7 protein-coding genes are annotated in these 25,334 nt (G+C 72.7%); all 7 read left to right on the plus strand.

The features are described from left to right. Positions 1 to 31: 31 nt before the first annotated feature. The 7 genes from Nocox_RS13415 to Nocox_RS13445 all read left to right on the plus strand — a co-directional run bounded on the left by Nocox_RS13415 (position 32) and on the right by Nocox_RS13445 (position 25,201). Positions 32 to 3,163, plus strand: a complete 3,132-nt coding sequence (locus tag Nocox_RS13415; protein WP_219495615.1) for a non-ribosomal peptide synthetase — start codon at positions 32 to 34, stop codon at positions 3,161 to 3,163. Positions 3,164 to 3,498: 335 nt separating this feature from the next. Continuing rightward, positions 3,499 to 15,744 carry a non-ribosomal peptide synthetase gene (locus tag Nocox_RS13420; protein ID WP_026215029.1) on the plus strand — a complete coding sequence of 4,082 codons (12,246 nt, stop codon included), beginning with the start codon at positions 3,499 to 3,501 and terminating at the stop codon, positions 15,742 to 15,744. 18 nt (positions 15,745 to 15,762) lie between these two features. Beyond that, positions 15,763 to 21,375 carry a non-ribosomal peptide synthetase gene (locus Nocox_RS13425; protein WP_026215030.1) on the plus strand — a complete coding sequence of 1,871 codons (5,613 nt, stop codon included), beginning with the start codon at positions 15,763 to 15,765 and terminating at the stop codon, positions 21,373 to 21,375. After that, the gene (locus Nocox_RS13430; protein WP_020546513.1) at positions 21,375 to 21,584 is read left to right on the plus strand and encodes an MbtH family protein; all 210 of its coding nucleotides are present in this window, start codon (positions 21,375 to 21,377) and stop codon (positions 21,582 to 21,584) included. Before Nocox_RS13425 ends, Nocox_RS13430 begins: the two co-directional genes overlap by 1 nt. Positions 21,585 to 21,658: 74 nt before the next feature. After that, complete coding sequence (locus Nocox_RS13435) at positions 21,659 to 22,840, plus strand: cytochrome P450 (protein WP_020546514.1); 1,182 nt, start codon at positions 21,659 to 21,661, stop codon at positions 22,838 to 22,840. Further along, a complete protein-coding gene (locus tag Nocox_RS13440; protein ID WP_020546515.1) occupies positions 22,840 to 24,015 on the plus strand; it encodes a cytochrome P450 in 1,176 nt (391 codons plus the stop codon). The genes Nocox_RS13435 and Nocox_RS13440 overlap by 1 nt, the downstream gene beginning before the upstream one ends. Then, positions 24,005 to 25,201 carry a cytochrome P450 gene (locus Nocox_RS13445; protein ID WP_026215032.1) on the plus strand — a complete coding sequence of 399 codons (1,197 nt, stop codon included), beginning with the start codon at positions 24,005 to 24,007 and terminating at the stop codon, positions 25,199 to 25,201. The genes Nocox_RS13440 and Nocox_RS13445 overlap by 11 nt, the downstream gene beginning before the upstream one ends. Positions 25,202 to 25,334 lie beyond the last annotated feature (133 nt).

Below are 25,334 nucleotides of genomic sequence, written 5' to 3' on the forward strand. Positions count from 1 at the left end.
GGCGCTCGAGGAAGTCTGGCCGCTGTCACCGATGCAGGAGGGCATCCTCTACCACGCCGCACTCGACGAGGCCCCTGACCTCTACCTCATCCAGCAGACGCAGATCATCGAAGGGCCCTTGGACACCGAACGGTTCCGCATGGCCTGGGAGACCCTCCTCGACCGGCATCCGGCGCTTCGCGCGTGCTTCCACCGGCGGAAGTCCGGCGAGACGGTCCAGCTCATCCCCCGGAAGGTGCGGCTCCCGTGGTCGGAGCGCGACCTCTCCGGCCTGGCCGAGGAGGACGCGCTGGCCGAGGCGGGCGTGATCGCGGAGCGGGAGCGCGCCACGAGATTCGACCCGGCGAAGCCTCCGCTGCTGCGGCAGGTGCTGATCCGGCTCGGCCCGGAGCGGCACTGCCTCGTGACGACGAGCCATCACCTGGTCATGGACGGGTGGTCGCGGGCGATCCTCGAGTCGGAGCTCCTCGACCTGTACGCGGCGGGAGGCGCCGGCCCGGGGCTGCGGCCCGCCGGCTCCTACCGGGACCATCTGGCGTGGCTGGACCGGCAGGACAAGGAGGCCGCCCGCGCGGCATGGCGTGCGGAGCTGGACGGCGCCGGCCGTTCGACCTTCGGGATCGCCGAGAGGTCCGGGAAGACCCCGGGGCAGCGGGTGCGGGAGGTGCTCCGCTATTCGCCGGAGTTCACCTCCGCTCTGGTGGAGTTCGCCCGCGGTCATGGGCTGACGCTGAACACGCTGGTGCAGGGGGCGTGGGCGCTGGTGCTGGCCCGGCTGACGCGCCGTCGTGACGTGGTGTTCGGCGCGGTGGTCTCGGGGCGTCCGGCGGAGGTGCCCGGCGTGGAGCAGGCCGTGGGGCTGTTCATCAACACCGTGCCGGTGCGGGTCCGGCTGGACGGCGGGCAGCCGGTCATCCAGCTGCTGACGGAGCTGCAGGAGCGGCAGTCCGCGCTCATCTCGCACCAGCATCTCGGGCTGCAGGAGATCCAGAAGCTTTCCGGGGTGAGTTTCGACACGGTCGTGTCGTTCGAGAACTACGTCGATCCGGGGGCGGGAGCGGGCTCCGATCGCGAGGTGCGCCTGATCCTCAAGGAGTTCCACCAGTCGGCGCCGTACGCGCTCGTCCTCGGCATCATGCCGGGTGAGAGCCTCCAGACCGACGTGGAGTACCGGCCCGCGATGCTCGACGGCCGCGTCGCCGAGGAGGCTCTGCACGGGCTCGCCCGGGTCCTCGAGCGGATGATCGCCGAGCCGGAGACGGCCGTGGGCCGCCTGGACGTGATCGGTGACGCGGGGCGCGAGCTGGTGGTCGAGCGGTGGAACGAGACGGGCGAGGCGATCGGCGCGGCGTCCGCCGTGGAGCTGTTCCGGCGGCAGGTGGAAAGGGCGCCCGCCGCCACGGCGGTCACGGCAGGGGGCCTGGCCTGGTCGTACGCGGAGCTTGACGGGTGGTCCGGCCGTCTGGCGCGGGCACTGACGGATCGCGGGGTGCGCCGCGGCGACCGGGTCGGTGTGGTGCTGGGGCGGTCGGCGGAGACCCTGGCGGCATGGCTCGGGGTGTGGAAGGCGGGAGCGGCGTTCGTACCGGTCGATCCGGACTACCCGGCGGACCGGGTGGCGTTCATGCTGGCCGACTCCGCGGTCGCGATGGTGGTGTGCCAAGAGGCGACCTCGGGTGTGGTGCCGCCGGGCTACCGGCAGGTCTTCGTGGACGACGCCGGCGACGGCGAGACCGCCTTCGTCCCGGTCGGGGCGGACGACCTCGCCTACGTGATGTACACCTCCGGATCGACCGGGACCCCGAAGGGCGTGGCGGTCCCGCACGGTGGCGTCGCGGCGCTGGCGGGAGATCCGGGATGGGGCGTCGGGCCCGGCGACGCGGTGCTGATGCACGCCCCGCACACCTTCGACGCCTCCTTGTACGACGTGTGGGTGCCGCTCGTGTCCGGTGCGCGGGTCATGATCACCGAGCCGGGGGTGGTCGACGCGGAGCGGCTCGCCGCGCACGTGGCCGGCGGTCTCACCGCCGTGAACTTCACCGCGGGGCACTTCCGCGCGCTGGCGCAGGAGTCGCCGGAGTCGTTCTCGGGGCTGCGCCAGGTGGCGGCGGGCGGAGACGTGGTGCCGCCCGATGTGGTGGAGCGGGTGCGGCGGGCGTGCCCGCGGCTCCGTGTCCTGCACACCTACGGCCCGACGGAGACCACGCTGTGCGCCACGTGGAAGGCGATCGAGCCCGGTGACGAGGTGGGGCCGACGTTGCCCATCGGCCGGGCACTGCCGGGCCGTCGGCTGTACGTGCTGGACGTCTTCCTCCGGCCGGTGCCGCCGGGCGTCACGGGTGACCTCTACATCGCCGGCGCCGGAGTGGCCCGCGGTTATCTGGGTCGTGCGGCGTTGTCGGCTGAGCGGTTCGTCGCGGATCCGTTCGTCGTCGGTGGGCGGATGTATCGGACGGGGGATCTGGCGTACTGGTCGGGTGCGGGTGAGCTGGTGTTCGCCGGGAGGGATGACGACCAGGTCAAGATCCGTGGGTATCGGGTGGAGCCGGGTGAGGTCGAGGCGGTGCTGGCGGGGCAGCCGGGGGTGGATCAGGCGGTGGTGGTGGCGCGTGGGGGGCGTCTGCTGGGTTATGTGGTGTCGGGTGGCGGGGTGGATCCGGTGGGGTTGCGTGAGCGGGTCGCCGGGGTGTTGCCGGAGTACATGGTGCCGGCGGCGGTGGTGGTGCTGGATTCCGTGCCGGTGACGGCGAACGGGAAGGTGGATCGGGAGGCGTTGCCGGATCCTGGTTTCGGGGGGCGGGTCTCGGGGCGGGAGCCGCGTACGGAGGTCGAGCGGGCGTTGTGCGGGTTGTTCGCCGAGGTGCTCGGGTTGCCGGGCGTGACGGCGGTCGGTCCGGACGACAGCTTCTTCGAGCTGGGCGGGGACTCCATCTATTCGGTGAAGCTGGCGGCGCGGGCCACGCGTGCCGGAATGCCCTTCACCGTGGTGGAGGTGTTCGAGCACAGGACGCCCGCGGGGCTCGCGACGATCGTCGACCCGGGAGGCGCGCCCGCGGCAGGTCCGGCTGAGACCCCGTCGGACTCCGCCCTCCTCGACCTGGACCAGGACGAGATAGAGGAGTTCGAGGCCGAGTTCGACGGCGGACGTCACTCCCTTCACTGATCAGAACCGGGCGGCCGGGCACCCTGTGCCGGCCGCCCGTTCGCGCTGGAGCGTCAGGCCGTGACCGTGCCGGCTGACGCCCAGAATCGCCGGCGGCGTGGACGAGCCGCGCGAGGCCGTCCGCGGCACACCCCTGCGCCCTCGACGGCCACGTTCCCGGCCATGAGTGCGCGCGTCAGAGCGGTCAGCTCCGCGCGCACCCGTTTCCCTTCAGGCCGGACACCCGAAGATCACCTCACCCGGATCCGGTCACGGCTGGACAGATTGTCCGGGTCAGAGCCCCCCATGGATGATTCCCTCGCGGGCGCTTTGCTGATCGAGGGAGATATCTGTCAATGGCTCAGTCGCGCATCGAGGATTTCTGGCCGCTGTCACCACTCCAGCAAGGACTGCTCTTCCACACGGCCTACGACGACGATTGGCCCGGCCTTTATGTGGGCCATTGGATCCTGCACCTGGACGGTCCGGTGGAAGCGGGCAGAATGCGTGCCGCATGGGAGGCGCTCCTGGCGCGGCACGCCGCTCTCCGCGCCTGTTTCCGGCAGCGCAGATCGGGTGAGACGGTGCAGCTCATCGCCAGGCAGGTGGAACTGCCGTGGCGGGAGGTGGACCTGTCCCATCTCAGCGAGCCCGAGGAGGCCGTACGGGCGCTGGCCGAGGAGGACAGGACGAGGAGGTTCGACCTCGCCAAGGCGCCGTTGCTGCGGCTGACCCTGATCCGTCTCGCCGGCGACCGCCACCGCCTGGTGATGACCAGCCATCACGCGATCATGGACGGCTGGTCGATGCCCATCATGTTCGACGAGCTGTCGCAGCTGTACGCGGCCGGCGGCAGCCCGCCTGACCTGCCCGCGGTGACGTCGTACCGGGAGTACCTCGCCTGGCTGGACAGGCAGGACAAGGAGCGGACGCTGTCGGCATGGGCGGCGGAGCTGCGGGGCGTCGAGGAGCCGACGCTGGTGGCGCCCGCCGACCCGGGGCGGGCGCCCGCCATGCCGGAGAACGTCACGGTCGAGCTGCCCGGGAACCTCACGCGAGCTCTGAACGAGCTGGCCCGTGCCCATGGGCTGACGCTGAACACGGTGGTGCAGGGCGCGTGGGCGCTGCTGCTCGCACAGCTGGCAGGCCGGACGGACGTGGTGTTCGGCGCGGTCGTCTCGGCGCGCCCGCCGGGTCTGCCCGGCGTCGAGGGAATGGTCGGGCTGTTCCTCAACACCGTTCCCGTACGCGTGCGGCTGGACGGCTCGACGCCGGTCATCGACCTTCTGGCGGATCTGCAGAAACGGCAGTCGGCGCTCATTCCCCACCAGTACGTGGGGCTGGCGGACATTCAGAAGGCGGCCGGCGCCGGCGCGATCTTCGACACCCTGCTCGTTTTCCAGAACTTTCCCCGTGAGCTTCGCGAATCAGCTGCCGCGGAAACCTTCGGCATTCGCATAGAACAGGGCCGGGAAGCCGCCCATTATCCGCTGACGCTGGTCGCCGTCCCCGGCGAGTCGATGCTGCTCAATCTCGATTACGTGACGGACCTCTTCGACCGGGAAAGCGCGCTCGCCATCGTCGAGAGATTCACCGGAATTCTGCGGCAGCTCGCGGACGCGGGCGACATCGCGGTGGCCGAGGTCGGCGTGACGAGCGCGGCCGAGCGTGAGCTGGTGACGAGATGGAGCGCGGCATCCGACGGGGCGCCGTGCGATCTGGCCCTGGAGCTGTTCGACCGCCAGGTCGAGCGGGGCCGTGACCGGGTGGCGGTCGTCGAGGGAGAGCGGGCGGTGCCGTTCGGCGAACTGGCCGGGCACGCGGAGCGGCTCGCCGGCTACCTGAGCGGCCGGGGCGTCCGGCGCGGGGATCGGGTGGCCGTGGTGATGCGACGCTCACCCGACCTGATCGCGACGCTGCTCGCGGTGTGGAAGGCGGGAGCGGCGTTCGTGCCGATCGATCCCGCCTACCCGGCGGAACGCGTGACGTTCATGCTCGCGGACGCGGAGCCGGCGGCGGTGGTGTCCGAGCGAGCGTGCAGGCACCTGCTGGACGGCGGGCCCGATCCGATCGTCCTGGACGATCCGGAGACGCGGCGGGCGGTGGCGGAGCACGCCCGGCTCTCCGCGGGCGCGCGGGCGGACGACCTCGCCTACGTGATGTACACGTCGGGATCGACGGGGAGGCCGAAGGGCGTCGCGGTGTCGCACGGCAACGTCGCGGCGCTGGCCGGCGAGCCGGGATGGGGCATGGGCCCCGAGGACGCCGTGCTGATGCACGCCTCACACGCCTTCGACATCTCGCTGTTCGAGCTGTGGGTGCCGCTGCTGTCGGGCGCCCGGGTCGTGCTGGCCGAGCCGGGCGCGGTGGACGGCGAGGCCCTGGCCGGGCACGTGGCCGCCGGTGTCACCTCCGCTCACCTGACCGCGGGGACCTTCCGGGTGCTGGCCGAGGAGTCACCGGAGTCGATCGCCGGTCTGCGCGAGGTGCTGACCGGCGGGGACAAGGTGCCGCTCGCGGCGGTGGAGCGGGTGCGGCGGGCGTGCCCGGACGTCCGGGTGCGCCATCTCTACGGCCCCACGGAGGCCACGCTGTGCGCGACATGGTGGCTGCTCCGGCCGGGCGAACCGGCGGGGCCGGTGCTGCCGATCGGGCGTCCCCTCGCCGGGCGGCGGGTCTACGTCCTCGACGCGTTCCTGCGGCCCGTGCCCCCGGGGGTGACGGGCGAACTGTACGTCGCCGGGTCCGGTGTGGCGCAGGGCTATCTGGGCCGCCCGGCGATGACGGCCGAACGGTTCGTCGCCGATCCGTTCGTACCCGCCGAGCGGATGTACCGGACCGGAGACCTGGCGTACTGGACGGATCAGGGTGCGCTGGCGTTCGCCGGACGCGCCGATGACCAGGTGAAGATCCGCGGCTACCGGGTGGAGCCCGGCGAGATCGAGGCGGTCCTCGCGGGCCTTCCGGATGTCGGCCAGGCCGTGGTGTCCGCGCGGGAAGAGCGCCTGATCGGGTACGTGGTCGCCGAGGCGGGGCGGGACCTCGACCCGGCACGCCTACGCGACCAGCTCGCCGCGACGCTGCCCGAGTTCATGGTTCCGGCCGCGGTGCTGGTGCTGGACGAGCTGCCGCTGACCGGCAACGGGAAGGTGGACCGCCGGGCCCTGCCCGAGCCGGACTTCGCCTCCGAGGCCGTGGACCGGGAGCCGGCCACCGAGGCCGAGCGGACCATGTGCGACGTGTTCGCCGAGGTCCTGGGCGTGGAGCGGGTCGGGGCCGGAGACAGCTTCTTCGCGCTGGGCGGCGACTCGATCTCGTCGATGCAGGTCGCCGCCCGCGCGCGTCGCCATGGCATCCCGCTGACCCCGCGGCAGGTGTTCGAGTACCGGACCCCCGAGCGCCTGGCGGCGCTGGCCGAGGCGGCCCCCGCGCGGCGACCCTCCGCGGGGGAGACGGGCGTGGGGGAGATCCCGAGGACGCCGGTGATGCGTGCCCTCGGGGACGACGCGGCGCGCCCCGGTTTCGCGCAGGCGCGCGTCGTCGTCACCCCTGCCGGCCTCGCCCCGGACGCCCTGGTGAATGCCCTGCAGGCCGTCCTGGACGTCCATGATCTTCTACGGGCCCGGGTGGAGCCCGGCGGACGGCTGACGGTGGCCGAGCCGGGTGCCGTGGACGCGGCCGGCCTGGTGACGCGGGTGGCCGCCGGGGACGGGAACGCCGCTGAGATCGCCGAGCGCGAGGCCAGGACGGCGGCGGGCACGCTGGACCCGTCCGCGGGCATCATGGTCCGGGCCGTGTGGGTGGACGCGGGCGACGCCGAGCCGGGCCGGTTGGCCCTGGTGGTGCATCACCTGGCCGTGGACGCGGTCTCGTGGGGCATCCTGCTGTCGGATCTGCGTGCGGCGTACGACGAGGCGGTCTCCGGCGGAACCCCCGTCCTCGAACCCGTGGTGACGTCGTACCGGCAATGGGCGCGCCGGCTGGCCCGGCAGGCGTTCAGCGAGAGCACCGTGGCAGAGGCCGGCTACTGGGCCGGCGTGCTCGAAGGCGCCGGCCTGCCGCTGGAGCGGCACCCCGGGCAGTCGGCGTCGTGGTCCAGGACGCTGTCCGGCGCCGAGGCGCGCGACCTGGTGGCGCGCGTGCCGGCAGCCTTCCACTGCGGGGTCCAGGACGTCCTGCTGGCGGGCCTGGCGGGTGCGGTGGCGCGGTGGCGCGGCGCCGGCCCGGGGATTCTGGTGGACGTGGAAGGCCATGGCCGCCATGCCGCCGACGGAGAGGATCTGCTGCGTACCGTGGGCTGGTTCACCAGCGTTCATCCGGTTCGCCTCGACGTCTCCGGCATCGACCTGGGAGCGGCGGCAGCCGGGGACGCGGCGGCCGGAGAGCTGCTGAAGGCCGTGAAGGAGCAGACGCGCGCGGTGCCCGGCGACGGGCTCGGCTATGGGCTGCTGCGCCATCTCAACCCCGAGACCGCGGCCAGGCTGGCCGGGTTGCCGTCGGCCCAGATCGGGTTCAACTATCTCGGACGGGCCGGCGTCGCCTCCGGGGACACCGCGTGGCAGGTGTGCGAAGGGTCGCTCGGCGGGGGAGCGGCCGGGCCGGACATGGTGCGATCCCATGCCGTGGAGGTCGGCGCGGACGTTCAGGACACACCGGCCGGCCCCCGGCTGAGGCTCGCCGTCGACGGCAAGGATCTCGACCCGGCCACGGTGGAGCGGCTCGGCGAGGTCTGGCTGGACATGCTGGCCGGTCTCGCCGCCCTCGCCGGCACTCCCGGCGCGGGCGGGCACACACCGTCCGACTTCGATCTGGTCGATCTGCGGCAGCGGGACGTGGACGAGCTGGAGGCCGCCGCGCCAGGTCTGACGGACGTCTGGCCGCTGTCGCCCCTCCAGGAAGGCATCCTCTTCGAAAGAGCCCTCGGCGAGGACGGCGTCGACGTCTACCAGACCCAGCGGATCCTCGACCTCGACGGGCCGCTCGACGCGGAACGGCTGCGCGCGGCATGGAACTCCGTGGCCGCCCGGCACGAAACGCTCCGGACCAGCTTCCACCAGCTGGGATCCGGCGAGACGGTGCAGGTCGTCGTGGGCGAGGCCGCCGTCCCGTGGCGTGAGGCCGATCTGTCGCAGCTCGACGAGGCGGACGCGGAGGCGGAGGTCGAACGCCTGCTCGCGGAGGACGAGGCGGAGCGGTTCGACGTCAGCAGGGCGCCGCTGCTCCGGTTGCTGCTGATCCGTCTCGGCGCGGCGCGGCACCGGCTCGTGGTGACCTCGCACCATGTGCTCGTGGACGGCTGGTCGACGCCCATCCTTCTGGGCGAGATGGTGACCGCCTACACGGACGGACGGGGCGCGCCCACGCCGCCCCCCTACCGGGACTACGTGGCGTGGCTGAGCCGCCAGGACCAGGACGCGGCACGATCGGCGTGGCGCGCCGAACTCGCCGGGCTGGACGAGCCGACCGTGGCAGGCTTCGACGCGGGCAAGGCGCCGATGATGCCGGACGGGCACACCGAATGGCTGTCCGAGGAGGCGACCCGCGCCCTCACCGGCTTCGCCCGTGGTCATGGACTGACGTTGAGCACGGTCGTCCAGGGCGCCTGGGCCCTGGTGCTGGCGCGGCTGGCGAGACGTACGGATCTGGTGTTCGGCACGGTCGTGTCCGGGCGCCCGGCGGACGCGCTGCCGGATGTCGAGCGGATGGTGGGGATGTTCATCAACACCGTTCCGGTCCGGGTGCGCCTCGACGGCGGCGTGCCGGTGCTGGACCTGCTCCAGGACCTGCAGAGGCGCCAGTCGGCCTTGACGGAGCATCAGCACCTGGGGCTGCCGGAGATCCAGAAGGCGGCGGGGCCGGGCGCGATCTTCGACACGATCATGATGGTCGTCAACTACCCGCTGGACGCCGGCGGGCTCGACGACGGTGGCGTCACGATCAGCTCCGTCCACACGCGGACCGGCACCACCTATCCGCTGTCCGTGAGCGTCATCCCGGGCGCCCGCCTGCGGATCCAGCTGGACTACCGGCCCGACGCGATCGACAGGGACCTGGCCGCCGAGATCACCAGGCAGGTCGTGCGCGTCCTGGCCCGGGTGGTTGCGGAGCCCTCGCTTCCCGTCGGACGGCTGGGCGTGACGAGCGAGTCCACGCGCGCCTCCGTGACGGAGCGCCGGAACCCGGCCGGCGGTTCATCGGTGCCGGAGCTGTTCCGGCGCCAGGCCCACGCGGCGCCGGACGCGGTGGCGGTCGTCGGCAACGGACGCACCCTGTCCTACGCCGGCCTCGACCGGGAATCGGACCGGCTGGCGGGCCGCCTGGCCGCAAGGGGCGTGCGGCGCGGCGACCGCGTCGGCGTGCTGATGGAACGCGGCGCGGACCTGATCGTCGCCCTGCTCGCGGTCTGGAAGGCGGGGGCCGCGCAGGTGCCGGTGAACGCGGACTACCCGGCGGAGCGCATCGAGCGGATGCTGGCCGACTCCGGCGCATCGGTGGCGGTGTGCGCTGGGGCGACACGGAACGCGGTCCCGGACGGGGTCGAGCCGGTGGTCATGGACGCACCGGCGGCCGAGGGGGAGCCGCACGAGGCGCCACCGCTCGCGGCCGGGGCACACGACGTGGCCTACGTGATGTACACGTCCGGATCGACCGGGGCGCCGAAGGGCGTCGCGGTGCCGCACGGGAGTGTCGCGGCGCTGGCCGGCGACCCGGGCTGGTCGCAGGGCCCGGGCGATCGCGTCTTGATGCACGCGTCGCACGCGTTCGACGCCTCGCTGCTCGAGATCTGGGTGCCGCTGGTCAGCGGAGCCTGCGTGACGGTCGCGGAACCGGGCGCGGTCGACGCGCAGCGGCTGCGGGAGGCGATCGCACGGGGCGCGACCACCGTCCATCTGACGGCGGGGACCTTCCGGGTGCTGGCAGAGGAGTCGCCGGACTCCTTCAGCGGGCTGCGCGAGGTCCTCACCGGCGGGGACGTGGTTCCGCTCGAGTCCGTCGCACGGGTGCGCCGGACCTGCCCGGAGGTCCGGGTCCGGCAGTTGTACGGCCCCACCGAGATCACCCTCTGCGCCACCTGGCACCTCATCGAGCCGTGGGCAGAAACGGGCGGCGCCTTGCCGATCGGCCGTCCGCTGGCCGGCCGGCAGGTGTACGTCCTCGACGACTTCCTCCAGCCGGTGGCGCCGAACGTCACCGGTGAGCTCTACATCGCCGGCGCGGGCCTGGCCCACGGTTATCTGGCCGCCCCCGGGGCGACCTCGGAGCGGTTCGTCCCGGTGCCCGTCTCGGTGGATCCTTCGGCCGCCGGCGAGCGCATGTACCGCACCGGCGATCTGGCGCGCTGGACGGACCAAGGCGAGCTGATCTTCGCCGGGCGGGCCGACTCGCAGGTGAAGATCCGGGGCTACCGCGTCGAGCCCGGGGAGATCGAGGCGGCGCTCGCCGAGGTTCCCCACGTCGCGCAGGCAGTCGTCGTGGCGCGGGAGGACCGTCCCGGCGAGAGGAGGCTCATCGCCTACGTGACCGCGGGAGAGGGCTCGGGCCTCGATCCCGATGCGGTGCGCGGGCATCTCGCGGGACGGCTGCCGGAGTTCATGGTGCCGGCCGTGGTGGTGCCGCTGGACGGCCTCCCGCTGACGCTCAACGGGAAGGTCGACCGCGCCGCTCTGCCCGTCCCCGGGTTCGCGGGGAAGACGGCGGGCCTGGAGCCGCGTACCGAGGCCGAGCGGGTGTTGTGCGGACTGTTCGCCGAGGTCCTGGGCGTGGAGCGGGTCGGGGCCGGAGACAGCTTCTTCGAGCTGGGCGGGGACTCGATCCTCTCGATGCGGCTGGCCGCCCGCGCGCGGCGCGAGGATCTCGTCTTCGGCGCGAAGGACGTCTTCGAGCGCAGGACGCCCGCGGGGATCGCGGTGGTCGCCGGGCGCGGCGGTGAGAGGCGGGCGGGCGTCGCCGACGGCGTCGGCGAGGTGATGCTGACGCCGGTGATGCGGGCCCTGCTCGAACGCGATCCGCACGCGATGACCCGGGGCGCCCTGGCGCAGTGGGTGACCGCCGGCGCGCCCGGCGACCTGTCGGTGGAGGCGCTGGCGGCCGGGTTGGGCGCGGTGATCGACGCACATGACATGCTGCGCAGCCGGATCGCTCCGGCCGAGGCCGCGCAGCCCCGGCTGGTCGTGGCCGAGCGCGGGACGGTGGACGCGGCGGCGCTGGTCGAACGGGTCGAGGCCGGCACCGGTGACGTGGACGAGCTCGCGGATCGCTGCGCCCACGACGCGGCCGCGCGGCTGGATCCCCACGCCGGCGTGATGATCCGGGCGGTCTGGGTGGACGCGGGACCAGGACGGGTGGGACGGCTCGTCGTGGCGGCGCACCATCTCGTGGTGGACGTCGTGTCGTGGCGGATCCTGCTGCCCGACCTGCGAGCGGCCTGTGAGGCCGTGACCGCCGGCCGGGAACCGGTGCTCGATCCCGTCGACGTCTCGTTCCGGCGCTGGGCGCGCACGCTGGCCGATCAGGCGGCGGGCCGGACCGCGGAGCTGGAGACGTGGACGGAGATCCTCGGCGGAGCGCGAGCGTGGCCGGGCGGGCTCGACCCGGCGCGCGACACCGTCTCGACCGCGGGACGCAGGTCGTGGACGCTGCCGCGCGACCGGACGGGCGCGCTCGTGGACAAGGCCACCTCGGCCTTCCACTGCGGTGTCCACGAGGTGCTGCTGGCGACGCTGGCGGGCGCGGTGGCCCGATGGCGCGGCGGCACCACGGTCGTGGTGGACGTCGAAGGTCACGGCCGTCAGCCCATCGGCGAGATGGACCTGTCGCGGACGGTCGGCTGGTTCACCGACGTGCATCCGCTCCGGCTGGACGTGACGGGGATCGACCCGGCCGAGGTGATCGCGGGTGGCGGCGCGGCCGGCCGCCTGCTGAAGCAGGTCAAGGAGAACGTGCGGGCCGTGCCTGACGGCGGGCTCGGCTACGGCATGTTGCGTCATCTCAACGCCGCGACCGGGCAGGCTCTCGCGGCGCTGCCGGAGGCGGAGATCGGGTTCAACTACCTCGGCCGCTTCCCGTCCCGGTCCGAGGGCGCCGCGGAGCCCTGGCAGCTGCTGGGCACCATCGGCGGCACGACGGAGCCGGACATGGCGTTGCGGCACGCCGTGGAGATCGACGCGGCCGTGCTGGACGGCGCGGACGGACCTGAGCTGAGCCTGACCGTGACCTGGGCCGGGCGGATTCTCGCCGAGGCCCAGGCGGAGTCGCTCGCGAAGGCATGGCTGGACATGCTGACCGGCCTCGCCGCACACGCCGGCGAGGCCGGCGCCGGCGGGCACACGCCCTCCGACTTCCCGCTCGTCTCGCTGACGCAGCCGGACGTGGCGGAGGTCGAGGCCGCCGTACCGGACCTGCTCGACGTCTGGCCGCTGTCTCCGCTCCAGGAGGGCCTGCTGTTCCACGCCGCCGACGAGCGTGGTCCGGACGTCTACGCGGGCATGCGCAAGCTCGCCCTCGACGGCCCGCTGGACGTCGCCCGTTTCCGCGCCTCCTGGCATGTCCTGCTGGACCGGCATCCCGCCCTGCGGGCGAGCTTCCACCAGCTCGGGTCCGGCGCGGCCGTCCAGGTGATCGCCCGCGAGGTGACGCTGGACTGGCGGGAGACCGATCTGTCAGAGCTGCCGGAGGACGAGGCGCTCGCCGAATTCGACCGGCTCGCGGAGCAGCTGCACGCCGAGCGGTTCGACCTGACCCGGGCGCCGCAGCTGCGGCTGCACCTGGTGCGCCTCGGCGAACGCCGGCACCGGCTGGTCTTCACCTCCCATCACATCGTGGCCGACGGCTGGTCCCTGCCGCTGATCACGGGGGACGTGCTGAGCGCGTACGAGTCCGGCGGTGACGGCCGGGCGCTTCCGGCCGCGACGTCGTACCGCGACTATCTCGCCTGGATCGCCCGCCAGGACAAGGCGGCCGCCCGGGAGGCGTGGCGGACCGAGCTCGCGGGCCTCGACGAGGCGACCCACGTCGTGCCGCCGGAAACGATCACTGCACCCCTGGAGCCCGAACGCGTCGGGTTCGAACTCGACGACGAGCTGAGCCGGCGCGTGGTGGAGTTCACCGGCCGTCACGGCGTGACGGCGAACACGCTCTTCCAGGGGATCTGGGCCCTGCACCTGGCCCGGCTGACCGGACGCGACGACGTGGTCTTCGGCGCCGCGGTGGCCGGGCGCCCGCCCGAGATCCCCGGCGTCGAGTCCGCCGTCGGCCTGTTCATGAACATGTTGCCGGTCCGGGCCCGCCTGGCCGGCGCGGAACCGTTCCTCGACATGCTGGCGGACCTGCAGCGACGGCAGGTCGCGTGCATGCCGCACCAGCACGTCGGGCTGAGCGAGATCAACCAGCTCGCCGGTCCTGGCGCGGCGTTCGACACGATCGTGGTGTTCGAGAACTACCCGCCCCCGCCGCCCCGGCCCGAAGGCCCCGGCGCGCTCGTCATGCGGCCCGCGGGAATCCCGAACGACACCGGACACTATCCGCTGTCCATGCGCGCGTCCGTGGCCGGCCGCGTCCACGGCGAGTTCATCTACCGGCCGGACGTGGTCGATCGGACCGAGGCCGAGGAGATGCTCGCGTCGATCCTCCGGGCGCTGGAACAGGTGGTGGCCGAGCCGCGCGTGCCGGTCGGGCGCGTGGGCCTGACCGGTCCGGAGCAGCGCCGCCTGGTGGTGGAGGAGTGGAACCGGACCGGCGTGCCGCTCGCCGCGGAGTCGGTGCCGGTGCTGTTTCGCCGGCAGGTGGAGCGGTCGCCGGACGCGGTGGCGGTCGTGGACGCGGCCCGTAGCCTGTCGTTCGGCGAACTGCTGGACGAGGCGGAGACACTGGCGCGGCTGCTGGCGGTGCTGGGCGTGCGGCGCGGGACGCGGGTGGGCGTGCTCGTGGAGCGGTCGGCCGAGCTGGTGGTGGCCCTGGTCGGGGTGTCCGTGGCGGGCGGGGTGTTCGTTCCGGTGGATCCGGATTACCCGGGCGAGCGCATCACCTGGATCCTGGCGGATTCCGCGCCGGAGGTGCTGCTGTGCACGACGGGGACCCGGGAGGCCGTCCCGGAGGACTTCGCGGGCGCGGTGGTGGTGCTGGACGGGCCGCTCGCCGCCGATCCGCGGACGGCGCTGCCGCGGGTGGAGGCCGGTGACGGGGCGTACGTGATCTACACCTCGGGGTCGACGGGCGTGCCCAAGGGGGTCCTTGTCCCGCATGCCGGGCTCGGCAACCTGGCGAGCGCGCAGATCGAGCGCTTCGCCGTCACGCCCGCCTCGCGGATCCTGCAGTTCGCCGCTCTCGGATTCGACGCCGCCGTCTCCGAGCTGTACGTGGCCCTGCTGTCGGGAGGGACCGTCGTGCTGGCCGACGCGGCAAGCATGCCGCCCCGGGTGTCGCTGGGCGACGCGGTACGCCGGTGGGGCATCACCCATGTCACCGTGCCGCCGAGCGTGCTGGCCGTCGAGGACGACCTGCCGGACAGCCTGGAGACCCTGGTCGTGGCCGGCGAGGCGTGCCCGCCCGCGCTGGTGGACCGCTGGTCGCCGGGCCGCCGGATGATCAACGCCTACGGGCCCACCGAGACGACCGTGTGCGCGACGATGAGCTCCCCGCTGTCTCCGGGACGCGACGCGGTCCCCATCGGCCGCCCGATCACCGGCATGCGGGCCTATGTGCTCGACGCCTTCCTGCAGCCGGTGCCGCCAGGCGTGACCGGCGAGCTGTATGTCGCGGGGGCCGGGCTCGCCCGCGGCTACCTCGGACGTCCGGGCCTGACGGCGGAGAGGTTCGTCGCGGTGCCGGCTTCCGTGAACCCCGCGCGTCCTGGTGAGCGCATGTACCGCACCGGCGACCGGGCCCGCTGGACCAGGGAAGGCGAGCTGGTCTTCGCCGGGCGGGCCGACGCGCAGGTCAAGGTGCGCGGATACCGCATCGAGCCGGGTGAGATCGAGGCCGTGCTGGCGGACCATCCGGGGGTCGCCCAGGTGGCGGTCGTCGCCCGCGACGACGGCCCGGGCGAGAAGCGCCTGGTGGCGTATGTCGTCCCCGCGGGCGAGCAGGCGCCCGCCGAGGCCGGGCAGGACGGCGCACTGATCTCCGCCCTCCGCGAGAGCGCGGCCGGACGCCTGCCGGAGCACATGAGGCCGGCGGCGTTCGTCCCGCTGGACGCGATGCCCCTGACCCCGAACGGCAAGGTCGATCATCGGGCGCTGCGGGCCCCCGAGGTCGCGAGGCCGTCGTCCGGACGCGACCCGCGCTCGGCCATGGAGGCGAGGCTGTGCGAGCTGTTCGCGGAGGTGCTCGGCCTGGACGGCGTGGGCGCCGGCGACAGCTTCTTCGAGCTCGGCGGCGACTCGATCACCTCGATGCAGCTGTCGGCCCTGGCCCGCAGGAAAGGGCTGGACCTCACCCCGTGGCAGGTGTTCGACGAGAAGACGGCGGAACGGCTGGCGGCGGTCGTCAAGGAGCTCCCGGCCGGCGGCGACGGCCCCGGGGAGCCGGAGCCCCCGGGCGGCACGCTCGTGGATCTTTCGCCTGATCAGCTGGACCAACTCGAGGCCGGACCGGCCGGCGGATGACTCCATAAGGAGCAGATCGTGACCATTGACGATACTCGTGCGAAGCCGCGCTCCAGCGTGGAAGACGTCTGGCCCCTCTCGCCGCTGCAGGAGGGAATGCTCTATCACACCGCCCTCGACGACGACGGGCCGGACACCTACACGGTGCAGACCGTGTACGGCATCGACGGCCCGCTGGACGCCGACCGGCTGAGGGCGTCGTGGCAGGCGCTCGTGGACCGGCATGCCGCCCTGCGCGCCTGTTTCCGCTATGTCAGCGGCGCGCAGATGGTGCAGGTCATCGCGCGGGACGCCGAGATCCCCTGGCGCGAGACGGATCTGTCCGGGCTGCCGGACGACGTCCTCGACGGCGAGGTGGACCGGCTGGCGGCGGACGAGCTGGCCGAGCGGCTCCCCATCGAGGCGGCGCCCCTGATGAAGCTGCACCTCATCCGGCTCGGCCCGGCGAGCCACCGGCTCGTGCACACCCTGCACCACGTCCTGCTGGACGGCTGGTCGATGCCGATCCTGCACCGCGAGCTGGCCGCGATCTACGCGGCGGGCGGCGACGCGTCCGGACTGCCTCCCGCCGTGTCCTACCGGGACTACCTCGCCTGGCTGGGCCGGCAGGACAAGGAGGCGGCCCGGGCGGCCTGGCGGGCGGAGTTCGCCGGACTGGACACGCCCACTCTCGTCGCCCCGGCCGATCCGGCCCGCGTGCCGGACATGGGCACCGCGGTGATCGAGCTCTCCGCGGAGCTGACCGACCGGCTGGCGCGGCTGGCGCGCGGCCACGGCCTCACCGTGAACACCGTCGTCCAGGGCGCGTGGGCCATGGTCCTGTCGCAGCTGGCCGGCCGCACCGACGTGGTGTTCGGCGCGACCGCCTCGGGGCGGCCCGCCGAGCTGGCCGGCGTGGAGTCGATGGTCGGGCAGCTGCTCAACACCCTGCCGGTCCGTGTCCGGCTCGAAGGCGGCCGGCGGGTCGTCGAGGTGCTCGCCGAGCTGCAGCGCAGCCAGTCGGCGCTCATGGCCCACCAGCATCTCGGCCTGCAGGAGGTACGGGCCGCCGTCGGACCCGGGGCGGTCTTCGACACGCTCGTCATCTACGAGAACTTCCCCCGCCAGGGACTCGGCCGGGCGGAGGAGAACGGCGGCCTCGCCCTGCGCCCGGTGCGGCGGGGACGCAACTCCTCGCACTACCCGTTCACCCTGATCACCGGGCCCGGCGAGGAGATGCCGCTCATCCTCGACTACGACCGGGGCCTCTTCGACCAGGCGGCCGCGGAATCGGTCGTGGGCGCGCTGGCCCGCGTACTGGAGCGGCTGGTCGCCGAGCCCGGCGTCCTCGTCGGCCGTCTGACGCTGCTGAGCGAGGCCGAGCGCGCCCTGGTGGTGGAGGACTGGAACGCGACGGCGGGACCCGAGCCGGGGAAGTCCGTGATCGAGATGTTCGGGCGGCGGGTGGCCACGGCGCCGGACGCGGTGGCGATCACCGACGCCGGCGGCGCGGACCTGACCTACGCCGAGGTCGACCAGGCGTCGAACCGGCTGGCCCGCTACCTCGCCGGTCGTGGCATCGGCCGTGGCGACCGCGTCGGCGTGGCCATGGACAGGTCGGCTGACCTGCTGATCGCGTTCCTGGCGATCTGGAAGGCGGGCGCCGCCTACGTGCCGGTGGACGTCGAGTACCCGGCCGAGCGGATCGCGTACGTTCTCGCCGACTCGGGGGTCTCGACCGTCCTGTGCACGCGGGCCACCAGCGGAGTGGCGCCGGAGAACGCGATCGTCCTCGACGCGCCGGAGACCCGCGCGGCCGTGGGCGGGTGCGCCGCCACGCCGCCGGAGATCCGGCTGAGCGCCGACGACCTGGCGTACGTGATGTACACCTCGGGCTCCACCGGCCTGCCGAAGGGCGTGGGCGTCCCCCATGGGGCCGTGGCCGGCCTGGCGGGCGACGAGGGATGGCAGGTCGGCCCGGGCGACGGCGTCCTGATGCACGCGACGCACGTGTTCGACCCTTCGCTCTACGCGATGTGGGTGCCGCTCGCCATGGGTGGCCGGGTCGTGCTCACCGAGCCCGGAGTGCTGGACGCGCGCGGCGTGAGACAGGCCGTCGGACGAGGCGTGAGCTTCGTCCATCTCACCGCCGGCACCTTCCGCGCCCTCGCGGAGTCGTCCCCGGAGTGTTTCGCGGGCCTGGTCGAGATCGGGACCGGCGGCGACGTGGTTCCGGCGCAGTCCGTGGAGAACCTGCGGCGGGCCCTGCCCGGCCTGCGGGTGCGCAACACCTACGGACCGACCGAGACCACCCTGTGCGCGACGTGGAAGCCGATCGAGCCCGGTGAGACGGTCGGGCGGGAACTGCCGATCGGCCGTCCCATGACGAACCGCAGAATCTACATCCTCGACCCTTTCCTGCGCCCGGTCGCGCCGGGGGTGACGGGCGAGCTGTACATCGCGGGCACAGGGCTGGCCCGCGGCTATCTCGGCCGGCCGGGCCTGACGGCCGAGCGGTTCGTGGCCGTGCCGGCCTCCGTGGCCCCTTCTTCTCCTGGTGAGCGCATGTACCGCACCGGGGACCTGGCGCGCTGGAACCGCGACGGCGAGGTGGTGTTCGCCGGCCGCACCGACGACCAGGTGAAGATCCGCGGCTACCGGGTGGAGCTGGGCGAGGTGGAGGCCGTACTGGCGGCCCAGCCGGGGGTGGTCGAGGCGGTCGTCATGGCGCGGGAGGACCAGCCGGGGGAGAAGCGCCTGGTCGGCTACTTCATCTCCGACGGGACCGACGCGGGGCCGGCGGAGATCCGGCGGCGAATGTCCCTGGTCCTGCCCGCGTACATGGTTCCGCTGGCACTGGTCGCCCTGCCCGCTCTGCCTGTCACGCCCAACGGCAAGGTGGACCGCCGGGCCCTGCCCGCCCCGGATCTCGTGGGACGTGCGCCGGACAAGGCGCAGGAGAGCGAGACCGAGAAGGTGCTGTGCGCGCTCTTCGCCGAGATCCTCGGCGTCGACCGGGTAGGCGTCGACGACGCCTTTCATGATCTCGGCGGAAGCTCGGCGCTGGCCATGCGGCTCATCGCGCGCATCCGTGAGGAACTCGGCGCGGACCTGCCCATCCGGCAGCTGTTCTCCGCGGCCACCCCCGCGGGCATCGCCCGGGCGCTGGCCGCGAAGTCACGCCCCGCGCTGGAACCCGCCGAACGGCCGGGCCTGGTGCCCGTCACCGCCCGGCAGCTCAGCACCTGGCTGCTGGCGAGCCCCGGGGAGGAGGCCGCCGGCCTGCACGCCTCGGTCGCGCTGCGCCTGCGCGGCCGGTTGGACGTGCCCGCGCTCGAAGCGGCGCTCGGCGACGTCGCGGCGCGGCACGAGATCCTCCGGACGACCTTCCCCGGGCACGCGCAGAGCGTTCACCAGCACATCCACGACGCCCTGCCGGTGGACCTGACCCCGGTCCCGGCCACCGAGGAGGAGCTCCCCAGGTTGCTCGCCGGGCTGCGCGAGTCGGTCTTCGACCTCACCCGGGAGGTGCCGTGGCGGAGCGACCTGTTCGAACTCTCCGGCAAGGAGCACATCCTGCACCTGATGGTGCACCGGATCCTCGCCGACGACGACTCGCTGAACGTGTTCCTCCGGGACCTGGCGGCCGCGTACGGCGCGCGGCGCGCCGGCCGGGCACCGGAGCGTGCGCCCCTGGCCCTGCAGTTCGCCGACTACGCGATCTGGGAGCGGCGCCTGCTCGAAGGGGAGCGCGATGAGGACAGCCTGATCAACGAGCAGATCGTGTTCTGGCGGGACAACCTGGCGGGCATCCAGGGGGAGACGGTGCTGCCGTTCGACCGCCCCCGGCCGGCCGTCTCGTCGCGGCGGGCCGGCACGGTCTCCCTGCGACTGGACGCCGCCGCGCACGCCAGGCTGGTGGAGGCGGTGGACTCGACCGGCGCGCACACGTTCCAGATCGTGCACGCCGCGCTCGCCATGCTGCTGACCGGGCTCGGGGCGGGCCACGACCTGGTGATCGGCACGACGCTGCCGCGAGACGACGACCTCATCGACCTGGAGCCGATGATCGGGCCGTTCGCCCGCCCGCTCGCCTTGCGCACGGACGTCTCGGGCGACCCGGACTTCCTGGAGGTCGTCACCCGGGCGCAGGAGGCGATCCGGTCCGCGCGCCAGCACCTGGACGTGCCCTTCGCCAGGATCGCCGAACTGCTCGACCTGCCGGTCTCGCTCTCTCGCCATCCGGTGTTCCAGGTGGGATTGGAGGTGCACGAGGAGGACATCGGCGCGTGGGACGCGACGGAGCTGCCCGCCCTGCGCACCAGCGTCGAACCTGCCGGGCCGGAGGCCATCGAGCTGGACCTCGCCTTCAGGCTCACCGAGCGCCGCGACGAGGACGACAACGAGGACGGCATCGAGGGCGCCCTCCACTACGCCGCCGACCTCTTCGACCAGGCCACGGCCGAGTCGCTGGCACGGCGGCTGGTCAGCGTCCTGGAGCAGGTGGCGGAGGATCCCCGGCGGCGCGTCAGCGACCTGGACCTCCTCCTGGACGACGCCGAACGCGCACGTCCGGCCGAGGCGCCGGCGAAGTGGTCCGGGGCCGTGCCCCCGGTGGCCGCCGGCCTGGCCGAGGACGGTCCGCTCGGCGCGCTCGTGCTCGACGACCAGTTGCGCCCCGCCGTCGCCGGCGGCGTCGGAGACCTCTACCTCACTGGTCCTGCGGTGGACGCGGGTCCGGACGACCGGACGATGGCCTGCCCCTTCGGGGCCGCGGGGCGGCGCATGCTGACCACGGGCCTGCTCGCCCGCTGGTCGTCCGCGGGCACTCTGATCGTCGTCGGCGAGCGGCGGCGATCAAGCGGCTCGGTGAAGACCGGCACGGGCGACTTCGAGGTGCTGCTGCCGCTGCGAGCGGGCGGCAACCGTCCGCCGCTGTACTGCGTCCACGCGAGCGGAGGGCTGAGCTGGAACTACGCGCCCCTGCTGCGGAGCCTGCCCCCGAATCAGCCGGTCTACGGGGTGCAGGCGCGCGGCCTGGCCCGTACGGAGCCGCTGGCGGCCGGCGTCGAGGAGATGGCGGCCGACTACGTCGAGCAGATCCGCGCCGTGCAGCCGTCCGGGCCGTACCACCTCCTCGGGTGGTCGCTGGGCGGGCGGATCGCGCAGGAGATGGCCAGGGTGCTGGAGGAGCAGGGGGAGGAGGTCGGCCTGCTCGCCCTGCTCGACGCCTATCCCACCGACGTGGGGAGGCTCCGGCGCCCCCGGGGCGACGAGGCCGACCAGGAGGCCGCCGACTTCGACAGGCAGCAGGAGCAGCAGGCGGAGCTGGCCGCCGGGGTGGCCGCGGAGGCCGGCGCCCGCAAGCGCCTGGACGAGGTCATGGAGCACCTCGCCCGGGTCGGGCCGTTGCACACCTCCCGGAGCTTCGGCTGCGACATCCTGCTCTTCGTCGCCACGGTGAACCGTCCCGCCCATCTGCCCGTGGCGGACGCCGTCGCGAGCTGGCAACCCCTCACCACCGGAACCATAGAGCACCACGAGATCGAGATCGACCACATGCAGATGCTGCAGCCCGCGGCGATGGCCCGGATCGGGGCCGTCGTCGCCGAGAAGCTCCGGCCCCGGCCGGACGGTGAAAGGACACGATGATGACCAACCCGTTCGACAACGAAGACGGTTCCTTCCTCGTGCTCGTCAACGACGAAGGGCAGCACTCGCTCTGGCCCGCGTTCGCGGAGGTGCCGCTCGGCTGGACCCGCGTCCACGGCGAGGCCACCCGCCAGGAATGCCTCGCCTACGTCGAGGAGAACTGGACGGACATCCGGCCGAAGAGCCTCATCGCGGAGGCGGGCGCCTGAGCGAGGGCGTCCACCCGCGCGATGTGGACAGTTGGACGGCCCGAGACGACCGTTGAGGCGGAAGGACCTGTGAAGTGGACGTGTTCGAGGAGCTCAACGTCGTCCTGCCCGGGGAGCTGCACTGGAGGGACCGATTCGATCCGGTGCCACGGCTCCGGGCCTTCATGGCCGAGGGCCCGATGACCAGGCTGGGCGCCGAGGAGACCCCCGGAGGACGGACCGCGTGGCTCGCCACCGGGTTCGACGAGGTCCGGCAGGTTCTGGGCTCGGACAAGTTCAGCTCCAGGCTGCTCTACGGCGGGACCGCGGCCGGAATCACCTTTCCCGGCTTCATCACCCAGTACGACCCGCCGGAGCACACGCGGCTGCGCCGGGTGGTGTCGCCCGCGTTCACCGTCCGGCGGATGGAGAGGTTCCGGCCGCAGGTCGATCAGGTCGTCGAGGACAGCCTGGACGCCATCGAGTCCATCGGTGGCCCGCTGGACTTCGTCCCGCACTTCGGGTGGTCCATCGCGACGACGGCGACCTGCGACTTCCTCGGCATTCCCCGTGACGATCAGGTGGAGCTGTCACGCAGCCTGCACGCCACCCGGTCTCGACGGGCGGCGAGCAGGCGCGGAGCCGCAGGGAACAAGTTCATGACGTACATGGGCCAGACCGTGGCGCGCAGGCGCCGCGATCCCGGTGACGACATGCTCAGTGTCGTGGTGCGCGAACACGGGGACGAGATCACCGACGCGGAGCTGACGGGGCTGGCCGCGTTCGTCATGGGCGCGGGCGGCGATCAGGTGGCTCGTTTCCTCGCGGCGGGCGCGTGGCTCATGGTCGAGGCCCCCGAGCAGTTCGCGCTGCTCCGGGAGAAGCCGGACGTCGCCCCCGACTGGCTGGAGGAGATGCTCCGGTATCTCACCCCCGACGAGAAGCTCACCCCGCGGATCGCGCTGGAGGACGTGCGCATCGGTGATCACGCCATCAAGGCCGGCGACACCGTCACGTGCTCCTTGCTGGGAGCGAACCGGCGGGACTTCCCCGGCCCGGACGACCGGTTCGACATCACCCGTGAGAGAACGCCGCATGTCGCGTTCGGGCACGGCATCCACCATTGTCTCGGCAGACCCCTGGCCGAGCTCGTGTTCCGGTCGGCGATCCCGGCTCTGGCACACCGCTTCCCCGCGCTCCGGCCGGCCGAGCCCGAGCAGGAGATCAAGCTGGGGCCGCCGCCGTTCGACGTGAAAGCTCTGCTGCTCGACTGGTAATGCCGAAGCTGAGGAGAATCATGGTTGTTCCGCTGCCACATCAGCGGCTGAGGCTCGATCCCGTGCCGGCGCTCTTCGAACTGCAGGAGAACGGGCCGCTGCACGCCTATGACACGGAGCCGGGACTGGACGGCCACCGGCAATGGCTCGTCACCGGATATGACGAGGTCAGGGAGATCCTCGCCGATGCCGACCGGTTCAGCTCCATGCGCCCGGTCGATGACGAGGCTGATCGGGCCTGGTTGCCGGGGATCCTGCAGTCGTACGATCCGCCTGATCACACCCGGTTGCGCAAGACCGTGACCAGGGCGAACACCGCCCGGCGGATCGAGAGCCTCCGGCCCCGCGCCGAGGAGATCGTCGAGGACTGCCTGGACGACCTGGAAAGCATGGGGTCGCCGGCCGATTTCGTCAGGAACGCCGCATGGCCCATCCCGGCGCTGATCGCCTGCGACTTCCTCGGCGTCCCTCGTGACGATCAAGCTGAGTTGTCGAGAATGTTCCGGGACAGCAGGGAGAGCCGAGTCCCCAGGCAGCGGAACCTGTCGGGTCTGGGCATCGTCGACTACGCCAGAAAACTGGCGGCTCGCGAACGCCGCGATCCCGGCAAGGGAATGTTCGGTGGCATCGTGCGCGAGCACGGAGGCGAGGTCAGCGACGAGGAGCTGGCGGGGCTCGTCGAGGGCATCATGATCGGGGCGGTCGAGCAGATGGCCTCGCAGCTGGCGATCGCGGTGCTGCTCCTCGCGACCCATCCCGCCCAGATGGCGCTGCTCCGCGAGCGTCCGGAGCTCGTGGACAGCGCGACCGAGGAGGTGTTCCGCTACGGGTCGATCGTCGAGACTCCCTCTCCCCGGACCGCGCTGGTGGACATGTGCCTGGCCGGACGTGACATCCATGCCGGTGATGTCCTGACCTGTTCGATCCTGGCGGGCAATCGGGTGCGGGGGGACCGGTTCGACATCACCCGGGAGAACCGCGAGCACATCGCGTTCGGGCACGGCGTCCACTACTGCTTGGGGGCACCGCTGGCCAGGCTCCAGATGCGGGTGGCGTTGCCGGCGGTGGTCCGCCGGTTTCCGTCGCTCCGGCTGGCGGTCCCGGAGGAGGACCTGCGGTTCAAGCCGGGGAAGCCGGCTCCCTTCGCCGTGGAGGAGCTTCCCGTTGAGTGGTGACGACTCGCGGCCCGTCCACACCCGGCGGCAGGGCTTGGACCCGGCGGACGAACTGCGCGCCGCCGGAACGTTGTCGAGGATCACCATCGGATCGGGCGCGGACGCGGAGGCCACCTGGCTGGCCACGGGGTACGCCGTCGTGCGGCAGGTGCTCGGCGATCACCAGCGGTTCAGCACCCGGCGCCGCTGGAACCAGCGGGACGAGATCGGCGGCACGGGCATGTTCCGGCCGCGTGAGCTGGTCGGGAACCTGATGGACTACGACCCGCCCGAGCACACGCGGCTCCGGCAGAAGCTGACGCCGGGATTCACGCTGCGCCGGATGCGGCGGCTGACGCCGTCCATCGAACGGATCGTGACCGAACGGCTCGACGCCCTGGAACGGGCGGGTCCCCCTGCGGACCTGGTCCGACTCGTCGCCGACGAGGTGCCAGGGGCCGTGCTGTGCGAGCTGATCGGGGTGCCACGAGACGACCGCGCCATGTTCCTGCGGTTGTGCCACGGGCATCTCGACGCCTCGCGAAGCCAGAAGCGGCGGGCGGCCGCCGGCGCGGCGTTCTCCCGCTACCTGCTGGCCATGATCGCCAGGGAACGGAAGGACCCCGGCGAGGGGCTCCTCGGAGCCGTCCTCGCCGAGTACGGTGACACGGCCACGGACGAGGAGCTGAGGGGCTTCTGCGTTCAGGTGATGCTGGCCGGCGACGACAACATCTCCGGCATGATCGGGCTGGGCGTGCTGGCGCTGCTCAGCCACCCCGAGCAGATCGCCGCGCTGAGCGGCGACGACCAGTCGGCGGATCGGGCGGTTGACGAGCTGATCCGGTATCTGACGGTCCCCTACGCCCCGACACCCCGGGTCGCGATGGAGGACGTCACCATCGGGGACCAGGTGATCAAGGCGGGGGAGACGGTCTCCTGCTCTCTCCCCATGGCCAACCGTGACCCCGCCCTGCTGCCGGACGCGAACCGCCTCGACGTCCGGCGCGAGCCCGTCCCCCATGTCGCGTTCGGGCACGGCATCCATCATTGCCTGGGAGCCGCGCTGGCCCGCCTCGAACTGCGAACGGTCTACACCGCCCTGTGGCGTCGTTTTCCCACGCTGAGGCTCGCGGATCCCGGCCGGGAACCCAGCTTCCGGCTGACCACCCCCGCGTACGGACTGACCAGTCTGATGGTCGCCTGGTGATCGCGCCTGACACCTGGTGAGGCGTATGAAGGGCCCCCGGACGTGTTGGTCCTTTCCACTGCCGGATGCCGCGATTTCCGGCGCTTATCGTCCATGACGAGACGCTGGAAATATCTTCTGACCGCGGCAAGGA

The organism is Nonomuraea coxensis DSM 45129 (assembly GCF_019397265.1).
GTDB classification, from domain to species: Bacteria; Actinomycetota; Actinomycetes; order Streptosporangiales; family Streptosporangiaceae; genus Nonomuraea; species Nonomuraea coxensis.

What these genes read in the sequence shown, in the direction of transcription:
- Nocox_RS13440 (WP_020546515.1), top strand. Translation starts at nt 22,840, where the DNA reads ATGCCGAAGCTGAGGAGAATCATGGTTGTTCCGCTGCCACATCAGCGG.
- Nocox_RS13420 (WP_026215029.1), top strand. Translation starts at nt 3,499, where the DNA reads ATGGCTCAGTCGCGCATCGAGGATTTCTGGCCGCTGTCACCACTCCAG.
- Nocox_RS13415 (WP_219495615.1), top strand. Translation starts at nt 32, where the DNA reads ATGCAGGAGGGCATCCTCTACCACGCCGCACTCGACGAGGCCCCTGAC.
- Nocox_RS13430 (WP_020546513.1), top strand. Translation starts at nt 21,375, where the DNA reads ATGACCAACCCGTTCGACAACGAAGACGGTTCCTTCCTCGTGCTCGTC.